The organism is Kitasatospora sp. NPDC051164 (assembly GCF_044455625.1).
Lineage (GTDB): Bacteria > Actinomycetota > Actinomycetes > Streptomycetales > Streptomycetaceae > Kitasatospora.
The window spans coordinates 46,128-57,685 of record NZ_JBITFB010000022.1; the positions used below are offsets into that span (position 1 = coordinate 46,128).

9 protein-coding genes are annotated in these 11,558 nt (G+C 74.6%); 7 read left to right on the plus strand and 2 right to left on the minus strand.

Features of this window, described 5'->3' with window-relative positions; genetic code table 11:
* The first annotated feature begins 303 nt into the window (after positions 1-303).
* Together ACIBEC_RS29725 and ACIBEC_RS29730 are read left to right on the plus strand one after the other, a co-directional pair.
* On the plus strand, positions 304-795 hold the full coding sequence (locus ACIBEC_RS29725; protein ID WP_360506281.1) for a DoxX family protein: 492 nt from the start codon (positions 304-306) through the stop codon (positions 793-795).
* A gap of 222 nt (positions 796-1,017) precedes the next feature.
* Positions 1,018-1,851, plus strand: a complete 834-nt coding sequence (locus tag ACIBEC_RS29730; RefSeq protein ID WP_360506278.1) for a class I SAM-dependent methyltransferase — start codon at positions 1,018-1,020, stop codon at positions 1,849-1,851.
* Here ACIBEC_RS29730 and ACIBEC_RS29735 read toward each other — a convergent pair.
* Together ACIBEC_RS29735 and ACIBEC_RS29740 are read right to left on the minus strand one after the other, a co-directional pair.
* Positions 1,779-3,479 (minus strand): DHA2 family efflux MFS transporter permease subunit, encoded by a 1,701-nt coding sequence (locus tag ACIBEC_RS29735; RefSeq protein WP_360506275.1) that lies wholly within the window; start codon positions 3,477-3,479, stop codon positions 1,779-1,781. The two genes, ACIBEC_RS29730 and ACIBEC_RS29735, sit on opposite strands and share 73 nt — an antisense overlap.
* Positions 3,480-3,530: 51 nt before the next feature.
* Positions 3,531-4,523 carry an NADPH:quinone reductase gene (locus ACIBEC_RS29740; protein ID WP_360506272.1) on the minus strand — a complete coding sequence of 331 codons (993 nt, stop codon included), beginning with the start codon at positions 4,521-4,523 and terminating at the stop codon, positions 3,531-3,533.
* A 146-nt stretch (positions 4,524-4,669) separates the two neighbouring features.
* Between ACIBEC_RS29740 and ACIBEC_RS29745 the strand changes: the two genes are divergently transcribed.
* The 5 genes from ACIBEC_RS29745 to pcaB are packed head-to-tail and all read left to right on the plus strand — an operon-like array spanning position 4,670 to position 11,429.
* On the plus strand, positions 4,670-5,212 hold the full coding sequence (locus ACIBEC_RS29745) for an SRPBCC family protein (protein WP_360506269.1): 543 nt from the start codon (positions 4,670-4,672) through the stop codon (positions 5,210-5,212).
* Positions 5,213-5,231: 19 nt separating this feature from the next.
* Positions 5,232-6,800, plus strand: coding sequence for an AMP-binding protein (locus ACIBEC_RS29750; RefSeq protein WP_360506266.1), 1,569 nt, complete (start codon positions 5,232-5,234; stop codon positions 6,798-6,800).
* Positions 6,801-6,802: 2 nt separating this feature from the next.
* The gene (locus ACIBEC_RS29755) at positions 6,803-8,017 is read left to right on the plus strand and encodes an FAD-dependent monooxygenase (RefSeq protein WP_360506264.1); all 1,215 of its coding nucleotides are present in this window, start codon (positions 6,803-6,805) and stop codon (positions 8,015-8,017) included.
* Positions 8,014-9,993, plus strand: coding sequence for an FAD/NAD(P)-binding protein (locus tag ACIBEC_RS29760; RefSeq protein WP_360506261.1), 1,980 nt, complete (start codon positions 8,014-8,016; stop codon positions 9,991-9,993). Before ACIBEC_RS29755 ends, ACIBEC_RS29760 begins: the two co-directional genes overlap by 4 nt.
* Positions 9,990-11,429: a 3-carboxy-cis,cis-muconate cycloisomerase gene (gene pcaB, locus ACIBEC_RS29765; RefSeq protein WP_396289282.1), complete on the plus strand. Its 1,440-nt coding sequence runs from the start codon at positions 9,990-9,992 to the stop codon at positions 11,427-11,429. Before ACIBEC_RS29760 ends, pcaB begins: the two co-directional genes overlap by 4 nt.
* Positions 11,430-11,558: the final 129 nt, after the last annotated feature.

Consider the following 11,558-nt stretch of genomic DNA (forward strand, 5'->3'; position numbering starts at 1 on the left):
CCGGGACCACCGGGACCACCGGGACCACCGGGACCACCGGGACCACCGGGACCACCGGGACCACCGGGACCACCGGGACCACCGGGACCACCGGGACCACCGGGAGCACGGGGATCACCGGCAACCCGGAGGCGCGATGCCAGGGATTCTGCAGCCAACGTAATTTGACCGAACGTCAGGAATGCCAGACGCCAGTGATGCCGAGGCTGCTAGGATGCTAGCAATCTCACCCTCGGTCGCCGGTGGTCGGCGCCCGGCGGCACCTCGCATCCCCGGCACGGCCGGGAGGACGGAAGGACGGCGATGGCGGGTACGGGCCGGTTGATCATGAGGGGCGTCGTCGGCGGACTCGCCATCGGCTTCGGTGGCCGGAAGCTGTTCGGCTGGTTCGGCGGATCGGGCCACGAGCAGACGGCGGAGAACTTCGAGAAGTTCGGGTACCGCAACGGCGGGGCGATGGCCACGCTGGCCGGTGTCACCGAACTGGCCGCGGGCGTGGGCCTGGTGACCGGGACGGCCACCCCGCTGGCGGCGGCCGCCCTCATCGGGGAGATGGTCAACGCCGCGGCCGTGCACCGGCGGGAGGGCCTGTGGGCCGAGAACGGCGGCTACGAGTACCCGGTGGTCCTGATCACGGCCGCGGCCTGCCTGGCCTGGGACGGCCCGGGGCCGCTCTCCGTCGACCGCGCGCTCGGCCGCGAGCGGACCGGTGCCGCCTGGGGGCTCGGCGCCCTCACGCTCGGCGTTGCCGCCGGGACGACCGTGTGGCGCGTGTTCCGCGACGAGACGTACTGATTCCCCACAGCAGACCGATGCCAAGCTGAACACTGATCCCACGCTCCTCGGCTCCCGCGACGATGCCGAGGAGCGTGCGTCATTCCATCGGGTGAACTCGGCAGTACGGGACGAGCCCCGCAGCACGCGCCCGGGCGCGACGGATCCGCCCGGGCGCAACGGCGCGGGCACCGAGCATGACCTACCGTGATCGGAGATCCACGGACCGAGAGCGAGTACGTCATGCCTGCCCAGCGAACCGTCGCGCCCGAGTCGACCGCCTTGCGAGTGGCCCTGTGGCGGGCCATGCACGTCCAGGTCGACGCGCCCCCGCACGTCCTCGAGGACGAGATCGGCCTGGAACTCGTCGCGCCGGGTGAGAACTGGCGCCGCCGGCCCGACATGGGCAGGAACGCCACCGGCGGGTTCCGCGCGGGCGTCGTCGCCCGGGCGCGGTTCGTGGAGGACCTGGTCGCCGAGCGGTTCGCCGCCGGCGTCCGGCAGTACGTGATCCTCGGCGCCGGCCTGGACACCTTCGCCCAGCGGCGCCCGGAACTCGCGGCCGAGATGCGGGTGTTCGAGATCGACCAGGACGGCCCGCAGGCGTGGAAGCGGCAGCGGCTGAACGAGCTCGGCTACGGCGTGCCCGACTGGCTGCGCCTGGTCCCGGTCGACTTCGAGGCGGACGAGGACTGGTGGCAGCGCCTGGTCGAGGCCGGCTTCGACCCCGCCCGGCCGGCGGTGCTGGCCAGCACCGGGGTCAGCATGTACCTCACCAAGGACGCGGTCGCGGACACCCTGGCCAAGGCGGCGAAGACGGCCCCGGGCTCCGCCTTCGCGATGACCTTCCTGCTGCCGCCCGAGACCGTCGCCGCCGCGGGCGAGCAGCCGCACTATCCGATCCGGTTCCGCAGCTTCTTCACCGCCGAGGAGATGCTCCGGCTGGCGCGCGAGTGCGGGCTCCACGAGGTGCGGCACGTCTCGACGGCGGACCTGACCGAGCGCTACTTCGCCGGGCGCCCGGACGGGCTCCGGCCGGACGTCGGCGAGTCCTTCCTGCTCGGGTCCGTCGTCTGACGCGGGTCCGTCGTCTGACCCGGGACCGGCGTCTGACCCACGTCTGGCGTCTGACGCGGGTCCGTCGTCTGACCCGGGACCGGCGTCTGACCCACGTCTGGCGTCCGACCCGGGACCGGCGGCCGGGGGGCGACGAAGTCCCGGCTGCGGATCAGCGCGGTGGCCAGCACGCCACCCACCAGCGCCAGCAGGCCGGCGACGAGCAGCACGGCGTCGAGGGAGTCGGCGAATCCGGCCCGGATCGCGTCGGCCAGCGCGTCACGGGCCTCCGTCGGCGCGAGCGCCACCGCCCGGTCGGTGACTCCCCGGTGCACCGCACCGGCGATCTGATCGACCTGGCCGCTCAGCGCCGGGATGTCGGCCAGCCGGTGCCGGAGCGTCGCGTGCAGCGAGGCCGCGAAGATCGTGCCGTAGCAGGCGACCCCGACCGCGATGCCGATCTGCCGGAAGGTCTGGTTGGCGCCCGAGGCCATCCCGGACCGGTGCGGCGGCACGACACCCACCGCCGTCGAGGCGAGCGGTGGATTGACCAGGCCGGCGCCGAGGCCGGAGACGACGAGCCCGGCGATGAGGTGGGTCCACTCCGACCCGGCGGTCAGGCCCCGCATCAGCAGCAGGCCGGCGCCCACCAGGCCGAGGCCCGGGCCGATCAGCCACCGCACCGGCACCCGACTGGTCAGCCGGCCCGCGGCGAAGGCGGCGACGAAGGTGAAGGCGGAACCGGTCAGCAGTCGGACGCCGGTGACCAGCGGGCTGCCGCCGAGGCCGTTCTGGAGATAGAGGACGAGGTAGACGAAGACCGCGTACAGCGAGGCGTTCATGGCGAAGGCCGCCACCGAGCCGCCGACGAAGGTCGGGATGCGCAGCAGCGACGGGTCGAACATCGGCTCCGGCACCCGCCGTTCGACCAGCGCGAACGCCACCAGGCAGAGCGCCGCCAGGCCGAGCCACAGGGGCACGCCGCGCTGCCCCCAGCCGGCTTCGCTCGCCGTGATCAGCCCGTACACCAGGCCGAACAGCCCGGTGGTCAGGGTCACCACGCCCGGCCAGTCGATCCGGCGGTCCCCCGCGGTGCGGGACTCGTCCACCCGGCGCACCGTGATGACCAGCGCGGCGATGCCGACCGGCACGTTCACCAGGAAGATCCCGCGCCAGCCGACGCCGCCGGTGAGCACGCCGCCGAGGACCGGGCCCAGACCGGTCGCGACGCCCGCGACCGCACCCCAGACACCGAACGCCACGCCACGCTGCCTGCCCTGGAAGGAACCGGCGAGCAGGGCGAGCGAGGTGGCCGACAGGATCGCGCCGCCGCTCCCCTGCACCGCGCGGAACAGGACCAGCGTCGACGCGTTCGGCGCGAGGCCGCAGAGCAGCGAGCCGCCGGTGAAGACCACCAGGCCGACGACGAACACCCGCCGCCTTCCGTACCTGTCGGCGAGGAAACCGGCGGTGAGCAGCAGCGCGGCCAGTGTGAGGGCGTAGGCATCCGTCATCCACTGCAGGCCGGCGAAGCTCGCGTCGAGCGCGTGCTGGATGTCCGGCAGGGCGACGACGACCACGTTGACGTCGATCAGCAGCATGAACATCGACGCGCACACCACCAGTAGCGTCCACCATCGGCGTTCCATCGGGCGGGGCCTCCTCGATTCGCAGTAGCTACGCAGCGGCTTACGCAGTGGCTAGCGCCCGGCCGCTCCGGCGATGTCCAGGATCAGCCGCCTGCCGTGCAGTTCACCGGCCTCCATGCGCCGGTGGGCCTCGGCGGCGGCGGGCAGGGGCAGGGTCTCCGTCCTCCGGGCCCTCAGCCGCCCGGTGGGGAGCAGGCGGTTGAGGGCGTCGGCGGCGTCGGCCAGTTCGGCCGTCGTGGCACGGGAGATGACGAAGCCCCGGATCGAGCCGTCCTTCATGTAGAGCGCCCCCGCCGGGAGGACGGGGTGCGTGCGCGCGCCGGCGAGCAGCACGATCCGGCCCCGGGGTGCGAGGAGTTCGACCGCGGTGCCGAGGTCGTTCCGGCCCGAGGTGTCCAGGTGCACGTCGATCCCTTGCGGGCAGAGCGAGTTCAGGTGCTCGGTCAGGCGGGGGTCGGCGTAGTCGAGCACCTCGGCTGCCCCGATGCCGTGGCAGTACGCCAGGTCGCGGCGGGCGGCGGTGGCGATCACCCGGGCGCCCGCCTCGGCGGCCAGCACGACGAGCGCGCTGCCGACGTTGCCGGCGGCACCGGCGACGAGGACGGTCTCCCCCGGCCGGAGGTCGCCGTGCCGGAACAGCGCGAGCCAGGCGGTGGCCCCGGGGTGCACCACGGCGAGGGCCGTGGTCGGCGCCACCCCCTCCGGCAGGTGGTAGAGCCGGTCCGCCGCCACCACCGCCCGTTCCGCCGCGGCCCCCGGCCGGCCGTCGTGGCCCAGGCTGTTGCACCACACCCGGTCGCCCGGGGCGAAGCCGGACACGTCGGCGCCAGTCTCGGCGACCACACCGACCACGTCCCGGCCGATCACGAACGGGAAGCTCAGCGCGGTCCGGTACTGCCCGGACCGCACGAAGGTGTCCACCGGGTTGACCGTCGTGGCAAGGACGTTGACCAGCACCTCGTTCGATCGGGGCCGTGGGGCCGGGAGTTCGCCGTGCCGAATCTCTTCGGGTGACCCGAGTCGGTCTACATAGGCAGCCAGCACCCTGCCGATTCTGGCACCGGTGGACCGCGCGCGGGAACGTGCGGAGAAACGACCTGAGGCTTCGTCAACTCACATAAGACGTGCCGACTTGACGCACCCGCGACCTCTTCTTTGACTGCCGGCGCCACCCGCACGAGATTCGATCCATGACCTCAACCGATTTCCAGCTCACGCCCTTGTTCGATGTCCGGGCGCGGACCCGGATCGCCGCGTCGCCGGCCGAGGTGTACGCGGTGGTCAGCGATCTGCCTCGGAGCGCCGAGTGGAGCCCGGAGTGCACGGGCGGTACGTGGGTGGCCGGCCGCCCGGGGACGGTGGGCGCCGTCTTCCGCGGCGAGAACCTGCGCGCCCCGGACGTCGTCGCGTGGGCGCCCGTCGTCCGGGGCGTGTGGCGCACCGAGTCGCAGGTGGTCGCCGCCGAGCCCGGGCGGCTCTTCCGCTGGGCCATGCGGGACAGCGCCGGGAACCCGCAGGACAGCGTCTGGTCGTACGAGATCACGCCGGACGGCGACGGCTGCGTCCTGGTGCACGGCCTGCGCATGGGCACCGCGACCGAGGGGATCCGGGGGATCACCGCGGAGATGGACGAGGCCACCAGGAGGAGGTTCCTCGCCGAGTGGACCGAGAAGCTGGCCGGGGACCTCCAGGCCACGCTGGGCCGCGTCAGGGCGATCGTCGAGAAGGCGTGACCGGGAGGAAGGGCGGAACATGCTGCTGCAACGGGTGGGAAATCGTGGAATCCGGCTGGGCACGCTCTTCGACCGGGCGGCGGCCCGGCATCCGGCCAACGTCGTGGTCCTCGACCACGATCTGGACCTGGCACCCGAGCCGGGCCGCCGGCTGACCGTCGGGGAGATCGCGGACCTGGTCGACGACTTCGCGTCCCGGCTGTGGGCGGCCGGGGTCCGTCCGGGAGACCGGGTGGTCGTCTACAAGACGAACAACGTCGACATCACCCTGCTGGCGTGCATGGCCGTGCGGATCGGCGCGGTGCCGGTGCTGCTGTCGCCGAAGCTCGACGGCGCGACCGTGGCCGAGCTGGTGCGCCGGGTGGACCGGCCCTACCTCATCACGGACCAGGCCAAGTTGGACGGCGAACTGCCCGCCGCGGTCTTCGACCACGCGCGCCGGGTGCTGCTCGCCGCGGGCGACCACCCCGACGCCCGACGACTGCAGGACCTGGCCGGTTCACCGCGGGTCGCGCCGGTCGCCGTGTCCGCCCACCATCCGACGCTGATCACGCACACGTCCGGCACCACCGGCATCCCGAAGCTGGCCGTCCACACCGGCTGGACGCTGCAGGCCCGCTACCGGCCGCAGGCCGCGGCGGCCGCGCTGGTCCGCAAGCGGCGCCCGGTGGCGATGCACGTGTCCTTCGTGCACTCCCGGCTCTTCACCGCGATGGCCATCGCGCTGCTGCGCGGTTTCCCGCTCGTCATGCTGGCCGACGACGACCCGCGACGGACCGCCGACCTGTTCGCCCGGCTGCGCCCGGGTGTGGTCGAGGCCCACCCCAACACGTTCATGCGGTGGGAGGAGCTGGTGGACGACCCGCGACGGCCGCTGGCCGAGGTGAAGTACTTCAGCAGCACCTTCGACGCCATCCACCCCCGGACCGTGCGGCGGATGCTGGGGGCCTCCCGGCACCAGGTGCCGATCTTCGCCCAGCTCTACGGCCAGAGCGAGGCCGGACCGGTGGTCGGGCGGATCTTCACCCGGTGGCGCGGCGAGGACGCCGACGGCCGCTGCGTCGGCCACGCGTTCCCCGGCATGACGGCGGTCCGGGTGGTCAGCCGGGACGGCCGGCCGGTGTCCGAGGCGTCCCCCGGATTCATCGAGATCCGCTCCAACGGCCGGGTACTGACATACCTGGGCGAAGCCGAGCGGTACGCCCGGCAGGAGCACGACGCGTGGTGGCGCATGGGCGACGTGGGCTACCGCACCCGGTGGGGCTGCCTGCACCTGCTCGACCGCGAGGTCGACGTCATCCCCGGCTTCGGCAGCACCCTGACCGCCGAGGACACCCTCTTCTCCGCGCTGGACGAGCTGGCGGAGGTCATCATCGTGCCCGGCCCGGACGGCAGGCCGGTGCCGGTGGTGTGCACCCGGGACAACAAGCCGCTCGACCAGGCGGCGTGGGAGCGTGCCACGGCCGGCCTGCCCCCGATGGCGGCGCCGGTCCAGTGGCGCCAGGCGGACCTGCCGCAGACCGCCACCACCAAGATCAAGCGGCTGGAGCTGGCGAAAGCCCTGAGCAACGGGAACCGGGGCCGATAGCGATGGCGAAGGTAGTCGTCGCCGGCGGCGGCATCGGTGGGCTGGCCGCCGCCTTGGGCATCGCGCGGCGGGGCCACGACGTGGTGGTCCTCGAACGCGGCGCGCACTTCGCCGAACTCGGCGCCGGGCTCCAGCTGGCGCCGAACGGGATGCACGCCCTGGCCCGCCTCGGGCTGGGTGCCGACGTCCGGTCCCACGCGGTGCACGTCGACGAGCTGCGGTTCATGGACGGTGTCACCGGTGAGCACGTCACCAGCGTGCCGCTCACCGAGGGCTACCGGCGGCGGTTCGGCAACCCGTACGTGGTCGTGCACCGCCGCGAACTCCACGGGCTGCTGCTCGCGGCCTGCCTCGACACGGCGCGGATCGAGCTGTGCCCGAGCCGGCCGGTCGCCGGGTACGAGCAGGACGGCACCCGTGCGACGGCCGTCCTCGACAACGGCGAGCGGATCACCGGTGACGCACTGATCGGGGCGGACGGCATCCACTCCGCGGTCCGTCGGCAGCTGGTCGGCGACGGACCGCCCCGCATCTCCGGCATCACCGTCTACCGCGCGATCATCCCGATGGAGCGGGTGCCGGAGCCGCTGCGGTGGAACGCCGTGACGTGGTGGGCCGGTCCCGGGTGCCACTTCGTGCACTACCCGATCGCCGGGGGCGAGTACCTCAACCTGGCCGCCAGTCACGACGGCGGCGCCACCCGGGCGCTCGCCGGCGTCCCGGTCGAACAGCGCGTCGTCCGCGACCTGTTCGGCGGGCTCGACGCGACGCCGCGCCGGCTCCTCGACCTCGGTGAGCAGTGGAAGTCCTGGGTGCTGGTCGACCGGGCCCCGGTCCACGACTGGACCGACGGCCCGGTCGCCCTGCTCGGCGACGCGGCCCATCCGATGCTGCACTACGCGGCCCAAGGGGCCTGCCAGGCCCTGGAGGACGCGGTGGTGCTGGGCGACCTGCTGGACGGCGGCGGAACGGACGTCGCCGGGTGCTTCGCGGAGTACAACCGGCTGCGGCGCGACCGCACCGCCGCGGTCCAACGGATCTCCCGCGCGAGCATCGCGCTGTGGCACCCGGCCGGTGCGGACGCCTCGGCCAGGAACGCGGCGCTGTCCGGGATGTCGCCGACCGACCTGCACGACCACCTCGCGTGGATGCACGGCGCACGGGACTTCACCACCGGCGCCCCGACCGCCCTCCCCCACCGGGAGGCGGCCCGATGAGCGACCGGCACCTGCAGGTGTGCATCATCGGGGCCGGTCCCCGCGGGCTGTCGGTACTGGAGCGGCTGTGCGCCAACGCCCGGCACGATCCGACGGCCCCCGCCGTCACCGTGCACGTCGTCGACCCGCAGGCCCCCGGCGCCGGCGCCGTCTGGCGGACCGGGCAGTCCCGCCACCTGCTGGCCAACACCGTGGCCTCGCAGATCACCGTCTACACGGACGCCAGCATGCGCATCGCCGGGCCGATCGAGCCCGGCCCCAGCCTCCACGCCTGGGCGCGGAACGTGGCGCTGCTCGGCTCCCCCGCCGACTACGACGAGGACGTCCTCGCCGAGGCACGGACCCTGGGCCCCGACTCCTACCCCACCCGGGCGCTGTACGGGCACTACCTCCGGGACGCCTTCCGGCGGGTGGTCTCCTTCGCCCCCGAGCGGGTGCGCGTCCGGGTGCACCGGTCGCTCGCCGTGGCCATGGCCGACACCCACGGCCTGCCCGACGGCGCGCAGGGCGTCCGGCTGGAGAACCGGACCCGGCTCGACGACCTGGACGCCGTGGTGCTGGCCCAGGGCCACCTCCCGGCCCGGCTGACCCCCCGGGAGGAGCGCGCGGCCAGCCTGGCCCGCATCCACCACCTCGGCTACCTGCCGCCCGGCAACCCCGCGGAGACCGACCTGAGCGCGGTCACGCCGGGCCGCCCGGCGCTGCTGCGCGGCCTCGGGCTGAACTTCTTCGACTACATGGCCCTGCTGACCGTCGGCCGCGGCGGCTCCTTCGTCCGCGACGGCGACCGGCTGCGCTACCGGCCCGGCGGGGACGAGCCCCTGCTCTACGCCTTCTCCCGCCGCGGAGTCCCGCACCACGCACGCGGGGAGAACGAGAAGGGCGCCTCCGGCCGCCACCGGCCCCGACTGCTGACACCCGGATTCCTCGACGGGCTGCGCCGCCGCGCCCGCGCGGGCGGCCGGGTCCGCTTCGGCGCCGACCTGTGGCCGCTGATCGCCCGGGAGGTCGAAGCGGTCTACTACGGCGCCCTGCTGGCGTCCCGGGGGCGGCAGGCCGAACGGGAGGCCTTCTCGGAGCAGTACGTGGCGCTGCCGGACCCGGCGGACCGGGCCCGGCTGCTCGAACGCCACGGCATCGCCCCCGCGGACCGGTGGGACTGGGCACGGATCGCCCGGCCCTGCGCCGGTACGGAGTTCGGCGGGCGGGCGGAGTTCCGGAGCTGGCTGCTGGCGTACCTGGCGCGGGACGTGCGAGAGGCGAAGGCGGGCAACGTCAGCGGGCCGCTGAAGGCCGCCCTGGACGTGCTCCGCGACCTGCGCAACGAGATCCGGCTCGCGGTGGACCACGGCGGCCTGGACGGCGACTCGCACCGGGACGAGCTCGACGGGTGGTACACCCCGCTCAACGCCTTCCTCTCCATCGGCCCGCCGGTGGCGCGCGTCGAGGAGATGATCGCCCTGATCGAGGCGGGCGTCCTCACCCTCACCGGGCCCGGCACCCAGGTGCGCTTCGACACTTCCTCCCCGGGCTTCGTCGCCAACTCGCCCCTAGCGCCGGGACCCGCGGTGCGGTCCGGGGTCCTCATCGAGGCCCGGCTGCCCGAGCCGGACCTGCGCCGCACCGCGGATCCGCTCCTGCTCCACCTGCTCCGCACCGAGCAGTGCACCACCTACCGCATCCCGAACGCCCGCGGCGGCGCCCACGAGACCGGCGGACTCGCCGTCACCGAACGCCCCTACCGGCTGCTCGACGCGCACGGGCAGGCCCACCCGCGCCGCTTCGCCTACGGCGTCCCCACCGAGGCGGTGCACTGGGTCACCGCGGCCGGCATCCGCCCCGGGGTCGACTCGGTGACCCTCGCCGACGCCGACGCCATCGCCCGCGCCCTGCTCGCCGTGCCACCGGTGGACCGTCAACCGGTCGCGGCCGACCCGGCGAGCGATCCGACCGAACTGACGGGAGTTCCGATATGACGATGCCGCCGCCCCCCGCCGACGCCCGAGCCGCTACCGGTGCCGGTGCCGATGCCGATGCCGGCCTGCTCTCCCCCGTACGGGCCGGCACCCCCGTCGAGGCCGCCGTCGCCGACCGGGCGTGGCTGCAGGCCATGCTCGACGCCGAGGCGGCACTGGCCCGGGCCCAGGCCCGGCTGGGCACCGTACCCGGACCGGCGGCCGCCGCGATCACCGCCGCGGCCCGGGCCGACCGCCTCGACCTGCGCCGAATCGCCGTACAGGCGCGGGAAACGGCCAATCCGGTGGTGGCACTGGTGACGGCGTTCACCGCGCTCGTCGCCGCCGACGACCCCTCCGCCGCCGAGTACGTGCACCGGGGCTCCACCAGCCAGGACATCTTCGACACCGCCGCCATGCTGGTCGCCGACCGGGCGCTGCGCCTGCTCCGGCAGGACCTCGGCCGGACGGCGCGGGCGCTGGCCCGCCTCGCCGGACGGCACCGTGACACGGTGATGGCCGGCCGGACCCTGGCCCTGCACGCGGTGCCCACCACCTTCGGGCTGAAGGCCGCGGGCTGGCGGAGCCTGGTGCTCGACGCCGCCGACCGGGTCGACCGGGTGCTGCGGGACGGTCTGCCGGTGGCGCTCGGCGGGGCGGCCGGCACCCTCGCCGGGTACCTCGCCCACGCCGGCGCGCACGCCGACGCGGGGGGCGCCGCCGACCCCGGCGGGTACGCCGACGCCCTCGCCGACGCGTTCGCCGCGGAGACCGGGCTCGCCCGGCCGCAGCTGCCCTGGCACGCGCTGCGCACCCCGATCGCCGACCTCGCCGCCGCGCTCTCCTTCACCGCCGGCGCCCTGGGCAAGATCGCGCTCGACGTCCAGACTCTGGCCCGCACCGAGATCGCGGAGCTGACCGAACCGGGCGCGCCCGGACGCGGCGGTTCCTCCGCCATGCCGCACAAGCGCAATCCGGTGCTCGCCACCCTGATCCGGAGCGCGGCGCTCCAGGTACCGGTGCTGTCAGCCGGGCTGACGCAGTGCCTCTGCGTCGAGGACGAGCGGTCGGCCGGCGGCTGGCACGCGGAGTGGCAGCTGCTGCGCGAGTGCCTGCGGCTGACCGGCGGATCGGCGCACACCGCGGTGGAACTGGCCGAAGGGCTGCAGGTGCGGGCGGACCGGATGCGCGACAATCTCGCCCTCACCGGGGGCCGGATCGTCTCGGAACGGATCGCCGCCGTGCTGGGCGCCACCCTCGGCCCGGCCGCCGCACGGCACCTGCTGACCGAGGCCGCCGCGGCCGCCGAACGGTCCGGCCGCCCGCTGTCCGCGGTGCTCGCCGAGGCCCCGGAACTCGACGGCCGGCTGCCCGCCGGCGAGTTGGAGCGACTGTGCGACCCGGCCCACTACACCGGCGCCGCCGGGCCGTTGGTCGATCGGGCGCTGAAGGAGTGACGCTGACGACGGAAGGGGGGCCCCCCCCGGGGGGGGCGCCCCCCCCCCCCCCCCCCCCCCCCCCCCCCCGCCGCCGCCGCGGACCCGGCCGGAGCCCCCCCCGCCCCGGCCCGGCCCGCCCGCGCCCGG